The sequence below is a fragment of the Oceanococcus atlanticus genome (genome assembly GCF_002088235.1).
Classification (GTDB): domain Bacteria; phylum Pseudomonadota; class Gammaproteobacteria; order Nevskiales; family Oceanococcaceae; genus Oceanococcus; species Oceanococcus atlanticus.
This window is the reverse complement of sequence record NZ_AQQV01000001.1, coordinates 1,122,209-1,138,237: the sequence shown is the minus strand read 5'-3', so window position 1 is coordinate 1,138,237 and position 16,029 is coordinate 1,122,209. Positions and strand designations below refer to the sequence as shown.

Sequence of the window (16,029 nt, the reverse complement as noted above, 5' to 3'; positions counted from 1 at the left end):
TTCAGTTTGCTGGATGCAAGTTGTTGTAGCATCGATCCTATAGCCGCGCGGTCAAGCGCAGCTGAGGGAGGGGTGTGAAATTCATACATACGGCTGACTGGCAACTTGGCTTGAAGCTTCGATACTTGGATCCTGAGCGCGCAGCACAAATGCGGTTGCTCAGATTTCAAACCGTCGAAAAAATTGCAGAGCTTGCGAAGGATCGCGAGGTCGACTTTGTTGTCGTTGCGGGGGATGTGCTGGATGACAACGCACTCGGCAAAGACGCTCTGCAGCAGACATCAGACGCCCTCAAGGCGTTTGGTGACATTCCTGTATTCCTGCTTCCTGGCAACCACGATGCTGGCACTGAAGATTGCGCTCTGCTTCGGTTGGATCTTCCGAGTAATGTGCGTGTTTTGCACAAACGTGAGCCAATCAGCGTTGCCGGTGGCACGCTCATTCCGTGCCCGCTGACTCGGCGGCACGAGTCGGAGGATCCGACATCATGGCTTCCAGAACGCGGCGATGACGATGGAGTCCGTGTCGCTGTCGCCCACGGCGGTATCATCAACTTCGACGACAGTGCGGATTCCGAAACCCCGAATCTGATTGACGCCCAATCGGTCATCGCCAAAGGCTTCGATTATTTAGCCTTGGGCGACTGGCACGGACTTCTGAACATGGGGCCTCGAATCTGGTATTCCGGTGCTCACGAGGCGACGCGCTTCAAGGAAAAGAAACCAGGTTACGCCTTGGTCGTAGACATTGAATCGTCTGGCGACGAACCCAAGGTGGAGCCTGTCCTCGTCGGCCAAACCTACTGGAATTCCATTGGGGTGAGTTTTTCCGATGACAGCCAGGTCGCGATGTTGCGCGACCGGCTTAATGCGACGCCATCAATTTCGAAAACCTTGGTCCAGCTTAGCTTGGACGGGGCCTTATCGATGGGGGCTCGTGAGGAGTTGGATGAATTCTTGGAGGACTACGGTCAGCGCGTGGTGTTTCTCCGAACGAGCGCCGACAACTTGCATGCCCAACCTACCGATGATGATCTCGCGAGTATGTCGGCCGAAGGCTTTCTAGCCAGCGCCCTGGAAGAACTCCGACAGAATACAGATCCAGCAGACGAAGATGCCGTGCGCTTGATGTATCGGCTGCAAAGGAAGGCGTCAGATGCGTCTGCTTGAAGTTGAAGTTGAACACTGGCGTGGCCTAACGGGGAAGCTGGGGCCGTTTTCCACAACGTTGAACCTGATTTGTGGCCCAAACGAGGCCGGGAAGAGCCGGTTTTTCCAGGCGATTCGATACGCCTTGTTTGAGTCGTATAAAGGCACCGCGCAGCACAAGCAGAGCCTGCAAAGCTGGACGAGTCCTGAATCGCCAACGGTGCGGCTGATCTTTGAAAATGAAGGCGTCACATACCAGTTGTCGAAACGCTTCCTGAAAGGGGGGTATGCGGAGCTTTCGGGTGGAGGCAAGACGATCAAGGATGCTGATGCCGAAGAAAAGCTGATGTCGCTGATTGGTGGTCGAGAAGCCACGGGCCGTGGTGAAACATCGGACGATGCCATGGGGATCTGGCCATTGTTACTGGTCGAACAAGGGAAATCTCGCGACGCAGCCAGCAGTTCTTTGAACAGCGATAGTCACGCTCGACTGCAGGATTTGTTGGCAGGAGAGATCGGCACCGCGGCGATATCTGCGTCGGGCAAAAAATTGCTCGAGTTGGCGGCGTTGGAACGGGATCGCTTTTTCACGCCGTCCGGGCAGGAAAAGACGCAGCTGAAGCAAGCACGAACACGGTGCGAAAAAGCACGGCTCGATCTCGATACAGCTGAGGTGAATTACAAGCGGCAAGCCAGTACAGCCGCTGAGCTCGCCGACATTCGCCGGCAGATGACCGACTTGGCTCCAAGGTTGGATTTGGCGCGTAATGAGGCCAAGGTCGCTAAGCAAAAAGCAGAGGCTGCGCGAGATGCGCGCAATGACCGCGACAACAAACAGGCGAGCAGGGACCTGGCAGCGAATCGTAAAGAGAACGCCGAGAATGCGTTGAGTGCCCGAATCGTCCTGGAATCTGAAATTGAAGTGGCTGAAAACGTCTTAGTAGCTGCCCGGCAGAGGGTGAACGAGCTTCTCGGGCGGGAGAAGCAACTGGTCGATGACCTGGTACAGAAAGAACAGGCGGTCCAACTGGCCCTTGAACAGCGTGAGGCTGCGAGGGAGCGATACAAGGCTGCCCAGAAAGCAGCGCAGGCACGTCAAACCAACGAGCAGATAAATGCGCTGCAGGAAACGGTAAAGCAACTGGAAGAAAACGAAGCCAAGGTTCGTCAGCTTCGCGAGCAACGGGTCAACCTTGTCGAGGTCGCCGAGGATAATCTGACTTCATTGCGAACCTTGGAGCAGGAATGCAAAGTGGCCAAGGCGCAGCTCGATGGTGCCGCGATGCGTATTGGCATCACCGCCCGGCAGCACGTCCAGGTCAATGGCGAACCTTTAGAAACCGGCGGTCAGCGCGAAATTCTTGTCACTGGCCGCGAGCGCATCACGCTGGACGGAATTGCTGACATCGAAGTTCGTCCGCAACAGGGGACCCTTGATGATCTGAGGGCCGCCGTCGATGACGCTGAGCACGCATTAAAAGATACGCTCGAATCGCTGGGTGTCACCGATGTCGCGGCAGCCGTAAAAGCGGAGCAGGAGTGGTCTCGAGTGACTCGGGAGATTCAGGCCCTGGAACGCGAAGCCGGGCTGATTTCCAAACAACCACTCGCGGCACTGAAGGAAGAGTTGGAAAGGTTGCGGATCAAGTCCGCCGAGTTGGGCGAAGTTGATGACAGTATCGATCTGCCATCAGCAACCGACGCCCACGAAGCCGCGCAGCAAGCACTAGAAAATGCGGAAAGCGAGCGGAATGCGGTCGATAAGCTTGTTACTCAGCATAGGACCGAACTCGCCACGGTGAAAGCCACAGTGGATCATTTGGCGAATCAGCAGAAGGACCGTCTCAGCAAACTCGATGCGACGCCTGCACGTGCAGACCTTGAATCCACTCACGAAGAGATGAAGCGGGCACTGGGACTGGCACAGATGGCTTTCGATGATGCCGTTCAGCGATTCGATGCCTTGGGTGGGGAGCAGGTCGACGATGACGCAAAGCGCCTGGAGCGCGCGGCCGCAAAGCTTGAACAGCGTCAATCAGAAACCAAGTCCAAGCTCGATGAGTTACAGGGGTCGCTGCGGATGCTGGTTCAGGCCGGGAGCTATGAACAGGTACAGGACTGCGAGGCCGAGCTGGAACTCGCAACAACCGAACTGACCAGGCTTGAACGTGATGCTCGCGCAGCCAAACGGCTTTACGACGTGCTTGCAGAGAAACAGCAGGCCCTTGTCGACCGCTTAACCGCCCCAGTTACCAAACGTATCCAGCCGTACTTGGCGGATATTTTTCCTGGATCGTCATTGCAGCACGGAGACAAGCTGGATTTCACGGGGCTTCAAAGCAGCAACATTGAAGAAGGGTTTGAAGCCCTATCCGGAGGAGCGCAGGAACAATTCTCCTTGATGACCCGTATAGGTCTGGCCGAAGTACTGGCCGGCGATGATCGACTTCCGCTGATTCTGGATGACAGCCTGGTGAACTCTGATCCCGAGAGGATCAAGCTCGTTCATCGAGTGTTGGATCGTGCATCGAACAAGCTCCAAATCATCGTGTTCACATGCCACGAAGTGCTGTTTGATGCTCTTGGGGCCGACTTCCACCACCGACTACCAGCAACAAGGCACCCCGCATGAAAATTGAATCAGTTCATATCGAGAATTTTCGGGCCTTCAAAGATGAAACCATCTACTTCGGCAACTACTGTTGCCTGGTAGGGCCCAATGGTGCCGGTAAATCAACAGTGTTGGCTGCTTTAAACGTATTTTTTCGGCAGTACAAGGATTCGAAGACGGACCTTAGCAAGCTATCCGCGGATGATTTTCATCACAAGAACGTGAGCGATCCAATTCGGATCACGGTCACATTTATAGACCTTTCTGATGCTGCAAAAGAGGGTCTGGCCGACTACGTCAGACAGGACAAACTTATTGTTTCAGCCATTGCCAAATACGATGCAAATGCTGAGCGGGCCGAAGTTAAGCAGTTCGGGAACCGGCTCGGAATGGACGATTTCCGGACATATTTTGAGGCGGACAAGGCTGGGGGCAAGGCGGGTGAGTTGAAGGCCATCTTCGCCGAGCTCAAGTCAAAATATCCTGACCTGGCGGGTGCCGGTACAAAAGAAGCAATGGCAACGGCCCTTCAAGAATACGAAGCAAGCCATCCAGACCAGTGTTCGCTGATTCCGAGCGAGGACCAATTCTACGGTGCAACAAGGGGGACAAATCGCCTCGCTCCGCACTTACAGTGGGTGTTTGTCCCGGCGGTCAAGGACATAACAGAGGAAAGTCAGGAATCAAAGACCTCGGGACTTGGTCAACTCCTTTCCAGGACTATTCGGACTAAAGTCGACTTTTCCGAAAAAGTGTCGGAACTTCGCGAAACGCTTCGGACTAATTACCAAAGCATGCTCGATGCCGAACAGTCTGTTTTGGATGATCTCTCCAAGTCACTGGAGTCAAAGCTCCAGAACTGGGCCCATCCTGCTGCCACTGCCAAGGTTCTGTGGACCCAGGACCCTGAAAGGTCGGTCAAGGTTGACGAGCCTTGGGCATACATTCAGCTCGGTGAAAGGGGGTTTGAAGGTGAGCTGGCAAGGTTCGGCCATGGAATGCAACGATCCTTCATGCTGACGCTTCTCCAGGAGCTGGCGACGTCAACGGATGAATCTGCGCCCACTCTCATTCTTGCAATTGAGGAGCCTGAGCTCTATCAACACCCTCCGCAAGCGAAATATCTAGCTGAAGTGCTGCACGATCTGGCGGAGAGCGAAAACCAAGTAGTTGTTTGCTCGCACAGCCCATTGTTTGTTCCTGGCGACGACTTTGAAGCCATTCGTGTAGTGCGAGAATTTGGTGCCCCCCCTTGCTCAAAGGTCCAACAGCTCACTTATAAGGATTTAGCCAAATCACTTAAGGATGTTGGTCAAAAGCTGCTTCAGGAAAAGGGAATGCTTGCGAAGCTGTACCCGACTCTCAATCCCACCATAAACGAGATGTTCTTCTGCAAAGTATTGGTGCTGGTGGAAGGAATTGAAGACGTTGCGCACATCAGCTCATATCTCACATTTCTTGACTTGATGACCCCGTTCCGCCGATTCGGATGTCACATCGTGCCGGTCGGCGGCAAGAGCGAGATCATAAAGCCACTCGCCATGGCGAAAAAATTGGGGATTCCCGCTTTTGTAGTCATTGATTCTGACACCAACACCGAAAAGCAGTGCCACATTGACCAGCACAAGAAAGAAAACGCCTCAATTTCAGCCCTGATGGGTTACTCGTCACACAGCAATTGGCCTGATGATCATGTATGGGAGTCAGATTTTGTGATGTGGAAGACGAATCTAACCGAGCTCGTGGTGTCGGAGCTTGGGGACAATTGGGCTCATCATAAAGACGAAGCAGCCGCCCACTATGGACAGCCGGGAGGTCTAACGAAGAACCCCCTTGCGGTTTCGCGAGCGCTCAAGGGTGCCTGGGATGCGGGCGAACGATCGCCGTCGCTCGTGAAGTTGGTCGAAAACATCATAAAGTTCTCAGAGGGAACGATCGGCCAGTCAAACTGAGAAATATCCCTCGGTACTGAGCCTTACGCCACCAAATCCATCAACTTCGCATAGTCGGTGACCACGTCATATTTAATGCATTCGTTGGCCTGGTGGCTCGCAAGCTCGTCGAAGAATTTTCGGGCGCATTCGATTTTTTTGTGCTCGATGTCCCGCAACTTCATGGATGACATGGTGCCCTTCGTTTCTGCGACGAAGTAGATGTGGCGCACGCTGCCTTCCTTGAAGGAGATGGCCCAGTCGGGGTTGTAGTCGCCGACGGGTGTGGGGATGAGGAACCCTCGAGGAAGTTTGGCGTAGACGACGACTTCGCTGCTGGTGTCCAGTTCCTGTACGAATTTCTTTTCGATCTCTGAGTCGGTGATGGCGTAGTCGTAGACGTGGTTCTTGAGCCTTGCTGACGCGCGTGAGAAATCCTGGCCGGTCTGGTTATCGGTGAAGATCTGGGTGTCGTAGCGGTCTTGGGTTTCGTCGTAGGTCAGGCGTTCGATGACCATGGCGGCTTTCTGCTCATTGATGAGCCGCGATGCTTCGGCGATGAAGTGTTCGGGATTGTCTTTGAACTGGCCAAAGACCGGAGCTTCGATCTGGCTGAGGATGCTCGCTGTAGTCTTGCGCGTCAGTTTCGCGTTGTCGGCAATTTTCCCAATCAGGTCGTATTTCACCCGCGAGTGGGCCGACTTGCCATATTCAGTTTCGGAGTGGGTCTGGTCGAAAGCCTCGCCTCCTTCCAACTGAGTGTGAGTGAGGCCATCACGCTGGATGCCGGAGTAGACGGTGTACTGCAGCTTGGTGACACGCAGATACTTGTCCAGAGCGGAGACGCATTTACGAATCAGCTCGTCGGAGTCGAAATCGACGCGGTACACGGCCTTCTTGTTAATGCGCTCCCACAGGGCCAGGAACTCTTTTTTCTCGAAGTTGGCGTTCAGCGGGTTCATCTTTGGCTTGCGCCCATCATCGACCTTCGGCAGCTGTGCCTCGCTGAATACGCTGTCGATTAGCTGAAAGACCTGCTCGGCATAGGGCTTGAGTTCTTCCGGCAACTCCGCCAGTGATCCGGTTTCCTTCGCGTCGTGGTAAGGCTGGGCGATCTGGTCGGCATCGTCGGTGTAGTCGTTCTTCAGCAGATAGCGATAGATCTGCTTGGCCATGGCCGCCGTGACTTCCACTTCGCCCTGGTCGGTTTGCATCGCCTTGCCGGCGAAGTAGTCCTCGGTGGCCTGGCGCGGGCGTGAAGACAGCGTTTCGACGATTTCACTCTGCAGGCCGCTAACGAAATCCTTGTAACTTTCGCTGGCGACAACGGTGAGCACGTTGATGTCGTGGACCACGGCAGGGTGATCCATGCGGTCACCGTGCTGATCAACACAGATGCGCAGCCCACGGCCGACTTCCTGACGGCGTGAGATGGTGTTGTCGCTGTGCTTGAGCATGCACATCACGAACACGTTGGGATTGTCCCAGCCCTCGCGCAGAGCGCTGTGGGAAAAGATGAATCGGGTCGGTTCCGTAAAGGACAGCAGGCGCTCCTTGTCTTTCAGGATGAGGTCGTAGGCATCCACGTCATCGGAATCCACCGAACGCGCACCGACCTTCGGGTTTTTAAGGCGGTTGGTCTTCTTGTCGATGGAGAAATAGCCGTTGTGCGTCTTGGCGGCGTTGATGTCGGCGAGATGCTTGCGGTAAGCCTCGTTGTCGATGGCGAGTTCGGAGAGATACTCCGACTTCAGCTGCTCGTACTCTTCCTCAAAGATGCGGGCGTATTCGCCTTTCTCGTCGGCCTCGTCGTAGTCGCGGTACTTGGCGACTTCGTCGATGAAGAACAAGGACAGCACCTTGATGCCCCGGCCGAAGAGCTGTTTTTCCTTGTCCAGGTGGGCCTTGATCGTCTCGCGGATCTGGATGCGTCGAATGTCGCCCTCTGAGACGTCGCCGGTCGCCTCACCGGCATGCAGCACAATGCCATTGGTGAATTCCACCGTGTCGTTGTTGGCATCGATCTGCGAGATGGTGAAGCCTTCGCGGTATTGATCCAGATCCCCGGACTTCGTGTAGAGATTGTCCTGAAACTCCAGCCGGCAGAGTTGACGCTTGATTTCGCCTGACTTGAGTTTGACCTCCAGCTCAATTCGGGCAACGGGTGCCTTCTTGGATATCTCGATGCTTTCCAGGTAGAGGTAGGCGTTGGTGCCCGCGAGGCCGCGTGTCTGAATTCCGCGCACGGCGATTTTCTTGACCAGCTTCTGGTTGTAGGCGTCCAGGGCATCCAGGCGATGGATACGGTTGTGCTGGGTTCGGTGGGTCGCGGAGTACCGCAGAATCATCAGAGGCTTGAACTTGGGTAGGGATTCCAGCATTGCCGGCCCTTCCATCTTCTGTGGTTCATCAAGAATCAGGATAGGCCGGTTGGAGGCTATGACGTCAATCGGCTTACGCGACTGAAAATCGTCCAGCTCGTCGTAAATCCGCCGGTTGTCCGCCCCGCGTGACGCGAACGCCTGGATGTTGATGACCATGACGTTGATGCCCGCGTCGGACGAGAAGCTCTCCAGCTCGTGTAGGCGCTTGGAGTTGTAAATGAAGAAGCGGGCTTTCTTGCCGTAGCTCTCGGTAAAGTGGTCCGCCGTGATTTCCAGTGATTTGTACACGCCTTCCCGAATAGCGATTGACGGCACCATGATGATGAATTTGGACCAGCCATAGAGCTTGTTCATCTCGAAGATGGTCTTGATGTAGCAGTAGGTTTTGCCTGTGCCAGTTTCCATCTCCACATCAAGGTGCAGGCGCGTTGCCGCGAGGGCGTCCCGTTTATAGCCTGCAGGAACCGGTGTTGTGTTTCCCTTTTTATCAAACGTGGTGAACTCGGTATGCGAGCTGGACAACGGTAGATTCTGGCGGCGCTGCACGGCCTGGATGTTTTCCAGAATCTGTGGCTCGCTCAGGACCAGATCCGCATTTTTGAACCCTTCATCAAAAGCGCTGACCTGCGCCTGCCGACCAGGGTCCATGCGGTAGCTCAGGGCATCGACTTTCGGCTGGCCGGCGAAGCAATCCACCACAGCTTCGACGGCATTGGTCTGGTAAGGCTGAACCTTGAATTTGAGCTTCATGGCCGGCCTCAGATGGATTTGACTTCAGTCGATGGCGACAGCTGACGGAAGATTTGCTCGACATTGATCTTCACGGCATCGGAAGCGAAGCCGTTGTCTCGGAATACGACACGTAAAGGCTCGTGACGTGCGAGCTCCTTGACCAGTTCCTCAGACACGCCAGAATCGAAACATGCGACAAGTGCATTGTCGTCAACAAAGAACACCGATTTCCCTTGAACCGTCTCGCTGCGAATCGGTAGCGTGAGATCCACGCCCCAATCAACCAGCACCTGGAACAGAAGGTCTTCAGCCGAACGGCCCTCCTTGACGTTTTCTACAGCTTCGAGAAGGTCTTGCTGGTTAGATGCGTCGGGCTGGTAGAAAACATCTTTCATGTTCGAAGAATCAACTTTTAGAACTCGGAATCCGAAGTCGCCCTTGGCTTCACTTTTCGCGATCTCTCTGCCAGATCTACGAATACGTTCTTTTGCAATTTGCGAGATATTCGCAAATCCAGCCTTACGCGCAGGAGATGCTTCAGGAGTTTCCTCCGGGATCTGGACGAGAATAAATTTGACATGTTTGCGTACATTCTCCGGAAGCCTGAAGCAGGCTTCTGCGGTTGTGCCGCTTCCTGCAAAAAAATCCAAAATAATTGCGTCGGGAGAATTGGAGGTCGCAATTTGGATAAGTCTTTGGATCAGAAGTACCGGCTTTGGGAATTGAACTAAAACTTGATCCGGAAAGTGCTTGCTAAGGTCGGCTGTTCCATGTTGGGTATAAATCTCATCAATCACGCTGAATGCTTTTTCCCCACGCTCGACGCCATCCTCATCCCGTAAATATTGCTTATAGTTGAGTGTCACGCGATCGTTGTTCCTAACGACAATAACGTGATTATTCTTCAACCCTTCCTCTACGCGTTGTTTGCTCCATAGCCATTGGCGTTGGGGCCTTACGACTTCTCCGTCCGCAAGCTGGATGTCGTACACTAAGTTTGGGCGCGCGTCCATGCTTTTAGTCGCTTCGAGTGGCTTTAGTCGATAGGGTCCACGAATTGAAAAATGCTCGTCCTTGCCTTTGTAGTATCTCTCGACCTTTTTCGGATCATAGGGGAGAGAAAAAGGCAAAAATTCCTCTTTGCTCTTTGCATACATCAACACGTATTCGTGCTGTGTTACTGCATATTTTTCCTTGGGTCCACCGCCGTAGCTTTTCTTCCATACGAAGCATTCTATAAAGTTTTGCTTTCCAAAAATTTCGTCGCAGATGAGACGCAATGGAGCAACTTCATTATCGTCGATACTGATGAAAATCATTCCGTCACGGGACAATAATGATCGTGCTACTCTGAGTCTCGGATACATCATGGAAAGCCAGTCAGAATGAAACTTGCCGCCCGAATCCAAATTGGCCAAGAATCGATTGCCTAAATCGTCTTTTTGCAGAGTCTTCATCAAGTACTCTGACGATCCTTGATCAAAATCGTCGTCGTAAACAAAATCTGACCCTGTGTTGTATGGTGGGTCGATATAGATCGCCCTGATTTTCCCTAAATAGGTCTCCCGAAGCAGTTTTAGCGCTTCGAGGTTGTCGCCTTCAATGAATAAGTTTTTCGTATTGTGAAAGTCCTCGCTTTCTGGAATTGATGGGCGCAATGTTTTCGCAATGGGACCATTGGCAACGACAAGCGCTTCTTTCTTTCCAGGCCAGTCAATTCGATAGCGTTCCGGGTCGCCATCCACGATATGGTCGCTCAGCTCCTGTTTTAGCCGTTCAAAATCTACGACTAGGCGAGTGCGACCTGTTTCGCCGTCACGACCTTCTGTGACACAACCTGGATACAACTCGCCAATTTTTGCGATATTTTCTAAGGTCAAATCCCGGCTGTGCATTTTCAACTTGTCCATGGGTTCTCTTACGTAATCTCTCTGTCTATTCGGACAAACTCGAGCTCAGGCGCTCGAGTTCTTGTTGGGCTTCACGCAGCTCTGCATTGATGGCTACGCGTTTGTTGAACTGTTTCTCTCGGCTCAGCCGAGCCTGAATTCGTTTGATCTCTCGGGTCTGAGCTTCAATGGCAGCTGCCTGCTCGATCTGAGCGCATAGAGACGCACTGTAGCGGGCGCTGGATTCGGCTACTCCTGTCAGCGTTGCTTCCTTCTCCTGGGCGCTTCGTCTTGCCTGGGTCAGCTGTGAGGTGTGGGTGGCGACCAGTGGCTGCAGCAAGGCTTCGTACAGGCGTTCCAGGTTCAGAGCCACCGGCAGCGCCGCTCGCGCATTGGTATCCGGCGACCAAGGGCTTTCGAAATAATCGCTGAGCACCCACTTGGTGCTATCTGCTTCACTGCGGCGCTTGTGTGCGGCGGCCATTTTGGTCTTGCCGCCGTGCTGAAGCTCGAAGATCAGGGGAAATGGTATGGCGCGGTCTATCGCGCGCAGGATGTCCTGGTGCAGGTTGGCTGTGTGACAGCGTAATTCGAACACCTGGACTTCCGTGACCCGCTCGGTGGCGCTCAGATTCAAGGTCTCGGGCGCGAGTTTGTAGGCCCATTCGATTCGCTCCACGTCGCGGATGAACAGCTCCTTGAGTTGGTTGCTGGCCTTGGCATGCTCGTAGATCTTGCTCTTGGGGACGACGCGGCCGAAGCGCCCCCCCTTGGGCCAGTCGTACATCGGCATCAGGCGCTCTCACCCTCGATGACGATGAAGGCGATAAGTTCAAAGTCGTCCAGCCCTTCAATTGTGTGGGTTAGCGCACTGGTGCGGCCACCGCTAAACAGGCTGTCCACGTCCTTTTCTTCTTTTACCTCAATCATGGACTGTATGGCGCTGCTGAGCAGTTCAGAATAGCGCCCCATGTTGCGGCCGTCGTCGGTGCGCTCATTGAAAATCTGGCAGACAGGACGGATTGGTTCCACCTGACCCTTGCAGCTGGAGCGAATCAGATCCAGCAAGCGTTTGACCTCGGTGTGGTCGGCGATGATCTCTTCGTCGTCACCGATGTAGACCAGGTAGTACGGATGAAGGCGGTTCTGCTGGTTGACGTTGACGCTTTGGTGAATGTTTTTCAGCGCGAAGATGACGCCTGGCTGCAGACCCAGCTCGGGTTTGGAAGGCACGATGGCGTGCATTCCGAAGGGCACGTGATCCAACTCGCCGTTGTCTTTCACGTAGTTGAGCAGGTCCATGCGGAAATCATTCAGGCCCAGATCGGTGATGGAGATGCCGGCTTTGACGTCTTCCAGCTCGATCACTTCGTCTTGCAGGCGCTGAAGCTGTTCCTTGCGGTAGGCAATATCGCTGGACTTGGCCGTGAGCACGTTGTCATCGCCGGTGGCGGTGATGTCCGTGATGATCATGCGGTTTTCGACACGCTCTTTGAGGTTGATGTACTCATCGAGCGAGATGTCCGGCCAATAGTTGACCAGCTGGATTTGCGTGTTGGGTGAACCGATACGGTCAATACGGCCAAAGCGCTGAATGATGCGAACCGGGTTCCAGTGAATGTCGTAGTTGACCAGGTAGTCGCAGTCCTGGAGATTCTGGCCCTCGGAAATGCAATCCGTGCCAATGAGAATGTCCAGCTCGCCGGGTTCATTGGGCAGCGCAGTGGCTTTTTCCTTCGAGCGGGGCGAAAACAACGTGAGCACGCTTTGGAAATCGTAGGCTTTCTTCAGCGTGGTCTTGGGCGCCCCGGAGCCAGTGACCTTACCCATGTGCAGCCCCAACTTGCTGGCTGTCTCGCTGAGGTTTTCGTACAGGTAATTGGCGGTGTCGGCGAAGGCTGTGAAGATCAGAATCTTGCGGTTGCCAGGGTTGAGTGGCGTTTCCAGCTTTTTGCCGATGATGGACATCAGGTGCTGCAGCTTGGCGTCATCCTGCGGGCTGACGTTGTCCATGCTGGCGATGAGGTCGTCGATGAGGGTGAGGTCGGCCTGGAGGTCATGCTTCCAGGAGGGGACATCCATGTCGGCCAGGCTGATCTGCACTTTCTTGCCGACGCTGAATTCATCCAGACCCGCCAGATCATCGTCTTCGGGATCGAACTCGCTGGCGCTGCCAAGGTAGTCGCCGACGGCAGCGGAGCGGCCGCTGGCTTCGAAGGCCGTAATGGCTTCCAGGGTCTGCGTGATGTTGCCGGCCAGTGCACGCAAGGTCCGGCGGAAGGCTTCCACCGAACTTTCCAGGCGTTTGAGCAGGTTGGTGGTCATCAAGGCTTGCAGGCTGCGCTCACGATCCGCCTGGCGCAGCTTGCCGCGTCCGCCCTCGACCTGGGTGTCGTATATCTCTTCGTACTTCTTCAGGCGGCTGGGCAGGATGTAGCTGATGGGCGCATAGACCGCCAGCTTGAGCACGGACAGCTGCTTGAAGATGTCATCGAAGCCCACCACATCGGAGCGCTGCGTGATCGGGCAATGAAAGGACAGCGGCTTGCACCGCTCGGGGAATTGGCCGATGTCCGTAGTGTCGTAGAACGTCTCAATGTGCTTGCGCGAGCGCGCGATGGTGACGGCATCGAGCAACTCGAAGAAGTCGAAGTCCAGCGATTTGAGGATGGACGCCGGGGTGCGCTCTTCGGGCGGCAGGGACGACCAGACGTTGAACGCCCGCTGCGCACGACGAAAGATTTCTTCAATGTCTCCGCCGGACTTCAAGCGCTTGCTGAGCGCGTCGGATTCGCCCTCGTAGGCCAACGCCAGCTGGTTGCGCAAGTCCGTGAAGCGATTATTGACCGGCGTGGCGGAGAGCATCAGCACCTTGGTCTTCACGCCGGCGCGGATGACCTGGTTCATCAGCTTTTGGTAACGGGTTTCCCGGTCTTTGTAGACATCGTTGTTGCGGAAGTTGTGGGACTCGTCGATCACCACCAGGTCGTAGTTGCCCCAGTTCACCCGGTTGAGAGGAATGCCGAAGGATTCACCCGTCGTGCGTGACAGATCCGTGTGGCAGAGCACGTCGTAGTTGAAGCGATCCTTGGCGAAGATGTTCGTGGTGAGGTTGGTGTTGTAGTTACGCCAGTTGTCCGCCAGTTTCTTCGGACACAGAACCAGCACGGAGCGGTTGCGCAGTTCGTAATACTTGACGACGGCCAGAGCGGTGAAGGTTTTGCCGAGGCCAACGCTGTCCGCCAGGATGCAGCCGTTGTAGGTCTCCAGCTTGTTGATGATGCCGGTGGCCGCGTCGCGCTGGTAGTTGAACAACTTGTTCCAGACCAGGCTGTCACGGTAGCCTGTGAGGTCATTCGGCAACACATCCTCATCGATCTCGTCCAGGAAGTCGTGAAAGATGTTGTAGAGCATCATGAAATAGATGCGCTCCGGCGAATTCTCCTGGTAGACCGACTCGATGTGCTCGCAGATTGCGTTCGTGACGTCCTTCACCTTGTCCGGGTCGGACCAGATCTGATCGAACAGCTGCAGATACATCTGGGTTTGCATGGGGTCGTCGAAGCGCGTGACGAAGTTCGAAACGGCATCGCCTTTCTGATAACCCAGATCCACCGCCGTGAAGCCGCTAATGGGCATGTAGGCGGTGCTTCCGCCAGCGCTGCCGACATGCATGAACTGCTGCATCGGCGCTTTCGTGATGTTGGATTTGAACGTGGCCTTGCGACGTATCCACTCCGCGCATTCGCGGGCTACTGCTCTTTGGGTGAGCTTGTTACGGAGCTGGATTTCGAACTCCGTGCCGTACAAGCCATTTTCGCGTTCGAGCTTGGGGATGAAGAACTCGCGGCGTTCCTTCTTAAACCGGTCTGTGGCCTGAGTTGCGACGAAAGTCGGCGCGGTGAATATGAACTCCAGTTCTTCGAGCTTGCTGAGTTCAGTTTTCAACGCCTCGAATGCGTAAATGGAAAAGCACGAGGCAGCGATCTTGAGTCTGCTGCCCTGGTGCAGCGTGGCCTTGAGATCATCTCCTAGCAGATTGGCTGTGTTGTCGATGATTTTCATCAATCAACCACCTCGAACAGATCGCCGACACCACAATCGAACAGCCGGCAGAGACTTTCAATTGCTTCGAGGTCAATACGCGTTGCAGTTTCCTTGTATAGCAAGGTGACGGTGTTGCGGTGCAGCCCCGTCGCGCGGGCGACATCCATGATCTTCATCTTTCGCTCTCCCATCAGGCGGGAGAGGTGGCAGCGCATCATGTCAGTCTCCAGGGCGTTATGCCCTGAAGAGTAGCACCAACTCCGGTTCAAGGGTCGCGATTGCCGGTGCCCGGCAGTTCTCGAACAAAACGCAAGTGCGCTTCGTAAAAAGATCAACAAATGTAATGGTGGAGGTGTTGGGGGTGGGGTTCGCGCTATTGCCTTTTTAGAGTGTCACACCGTTCTCGTGTTCAAGGCCGGCGCATCCTGCGCTGCAAGTGGCCCTGAGGGCCAGCCTTGAGCACTGCGCTGCGGCGTGCCTGCGGTGAGGCGGCAATATCGCCGTGTTACCGGATTCCATCATGCTTCAGCAATCTCTTCTTTCTGACGAGCTCTACGTCCGTGATCATCAGGGGCAGTACAGAGCTGCTTCCGATTCTGAGCTTTTCGCAGCAACACGAACCCGCCTTGAGAAGGCTATCCAGCGCGAGGTGGGTATCTCCCAGCCGTCAGATGCGGCGCGCTACCTGGTCTCACACTTTGCCGGCTACGAGCGGGAAGCCTTTGTGGTGGTCCACTTGGATACTCGTCACCGTGTGCTCGGCATCGAGGAGGCGGCGGTTGGCACCATCGACGGCGCAAGTGTTTATCCCCGCGAGATTGTGAAGTCGGTGCTTTCACGAAACAGCAGTGCGGTGATCTTCGCCCATAACCACCCATCCGGTGTTCCAGATCCGAGCTCGGCAGACCGTCGCTTAACCGAAAGACTTCGGGACGCGCTATCCCTGGTCGATGTCCGGGTGCTGGATCACCTGGTTGTCGCGGGTGGAGATTATGTGTCCTTCTCGCAGCGCGGGCTCTTATAGCCTGCGCCCGACTAGATCCACTTGTGGATACCGGCGGTGGCGTTCGAGCAAGGGCGTCACCGCTGGGTTCTTATCGGGCGCGTTTTTGCGCGCCTCGAAGTCAGTGGGATGACTGGCGGCAAAGGGTGCGAGGTCACCACTTTTGTGTGGGGTGTGGTGTGGGTTGTGTGTTTGCGGAAATGAAAAACAAGAGGAAAAACAAGTAAATATGGCGAGGGTTCGAATCCCTCCTTCTCCGCCAAATTCAAGGGTTGCGAGTTTTC

The 16,029-nt window shown here is 54.8% G+C and carries 9 protein-coding genes; 4 read left to right on the top strand and 5 right to left on the bottom strand.

All coding sequences use genetic code 11. The annotated features are described in order from the left end of the window. The first annotated feature begins 74 nt into the window (after positions 1-74). From ATO7_RS05335 to ATO7_RS05325, 3 genes are read left to right on the top strand one after another with little or no spacing between them, the layout of a single operon-like run. Positions 75-1,169, top strand: a complete 1,095-nt coding sequence (locus ATO7_RS05335) for a metallophosphoesterase family protein (protein ID WP_083560220.1) — start codon at positions 75-77, stop codon at positions 1,167-1,169. Next, complete coding sequence (locus ATO7_RS05330) at positions 1,156-3,780, top strand: AAA family ATPase (protein WP_083560218.1); 2,625 nt, start codon at positions 1,156-1,158, stop codon at positions 3,778-3,780. Before ATO7_RS05335 ends, ATO7_RS05330 begins: the two co-directional genes overlap by 14 nt. Continuing rightward, positions 3,777-5,711 carry an ATP-dependent nuclease gene (locus tag ATO7_RS05325; protein WP_083560216.1) on the top strand — a complete coding sequence of 645 codons (1,935 nt, stop codon included), beginning with the start codon at positions 3,777-3,779 and terminating at the stop codon, positions 5,709-5,711. The genes ATO7_RS05330 and ATO7_RS05325 overlap by 4 nt, the downstream gene beginning before the upstream one ends. Before the next feature lie 23 nt (positions 5,712-5,734). Here the strand turns inward: ATO7_RS05325 and ATO7_RS05320 are convergent, their stop codons facing one another. Genes ATO7_RS05320 through ATO7_RS05300 form a run of 5 tightly spaced genes read right to left on the bottom strand, consistent with a single transcriptional unit; the run spans position 5,735 to position 14,960 of the window. Continuing rightward, positions 5,735-8,824 carry a type III restriction-modification system endonuclease gene (locus ATO7_RS05320; RefSeq protein ID WP_083560214.1) on the bottom strand — a complete coding sequence of 1,030 codons (3,090 nt, stop codon included), beginning with the start codon at positions 8,822-8,824 and terminating at the stop codon, positions 5,735-5,737. An 8-nt stretch (positions 8,825-8,832) separates the two neighbouring features. Continuing rightward, positions 8,833-10,716 (bottom strand): site-specific DNA-methyltransferase, encoded by a 1,884-nt coding sequence (locus ATO7_RS05315; RefSeq protein WP_083560212.1) that lies wholly within the window; start codon positions 10,714-10,716, stop codon positions 8,833-8,835. A gap of 25 nt (positions 10,717-10,741) precedes the next feature. Further along, on the bottom strand, positions 10,742-11,488 hold the full coding sequence (locus tag ATO7_RS05310) for a DUF4391 domain-containing protein (protein ID WP_083560210.1): 747 nt from the start codon (positions 11,486-11,488) through the stop codon (positions 10,742-10,744). After that, positions 11,488-14,760 carry a helicase-related protein gene (locus tag ATO7_RS05305; RefSeq protein WP_083560208.1) on the bottom strand — a complete coding sequence of 1,091 codons (3,273 nt, stop codon included), beginning with the start codon at positions 14,758-14,760 and terminating at the stop codon, positions 11,488-11,490. Before ATO7_RS05305 ends, ATO7_RS05310 begins: the two co-directional genes overlap by 1 nt. After that, positions 14,760-14,960: a helix-turn-helix domain-containing protein gene (locus ATO7_RS05300; RefSeq protein WP_083560206.1), complete on the bottom strand. Its 201-nt coding sequence runs from the start codon at positions 14,958-14,960 to the stop codon at positions 14,760-14,762. The genes ATO7_RS05305 and ATO7_RS05300 overlap by 1 nt, the downstream gene beginning before the upstream one ends. A 302-nt stretch (positions 14,961-15,262) precedes the next feature. Between ATO7_RS05300 and radC the strand changes: the two genes are divergently transcribed. After that, positions 15,263-15,766, top strand: coding sequence for a RadC family protein (gene radC, locus ATO7_RS05295; protein WP_083560204.1), 504 nt, complete (start codon positions 15,263-15,265; stop codon positions 15,764-15,766). Positions 15,767-16,029 lie beyond the last annotated feature (263 nt).

What these genes read in the sequence shown, in the direction of transcription:
- ATO7_RS05330 (WP_083560218.1), top strand. Translation starts at nt 1,156, where the DNA reads ATGCGTCTGCTTGAAGTTGAAGTTGAACACTGGCGTGGCCTAACGGGG.
- ATO7_RS05325 (WP_083560216.1), top strand. Translation starts at nt 3,777, where the DNA reads ATGAAAATTGAATCAGTTCATATCGAGAATTTTCGGGCCTTCAAAGAT.
- ATO7_RS05320 (WP_083560214.1), bottom strand. Translation starts at nt 8,824, where the DNA reads ATGAAGCTCAAATTCAAGGTTCAGCCTTACCAGACCAATGCCGTCGAA.
- ATO7_RS05315 (WP_083560212.1), bottom strand. Translation starts at nt 10,716, where the DNA reads ATGGACAAGTTGAAAATGCACAGCCGGGATTTGACCTTAGAAAATATC.
- ATO7_RS05310 (WP_083560210.1), bottom strand. Translation starts at nt 11,488, where the DNA reads ATGCCGATGTACGACTGGCCCAAGGGGGGGCGCTTCGGCCGCGTCGTC.
- ATO7_RS05305 (WP_083560208.1), bottom strand. Translation starts at nt 14,760, where the DNA reads ATGAAAATCATCGACAACACAGCCAATCTGCTAGGAGATGATCTCAAG.
- ATO7_RS05300 (WP_083560206.1), bottom strand. Translation starts at nt 14,960, where the DNA reads ATGATGCGCTGCCACCTCTCCCGCCTGATGGGAGAGCGAAAGATGAAG.
- radC (WP_083560204.1), top strand. Translation starts at nt 15,263, where the DNA reads ATGCTTCAGCAATCTCTTCTTTCTGACGAGCTCTACGTCCGTGATCAT.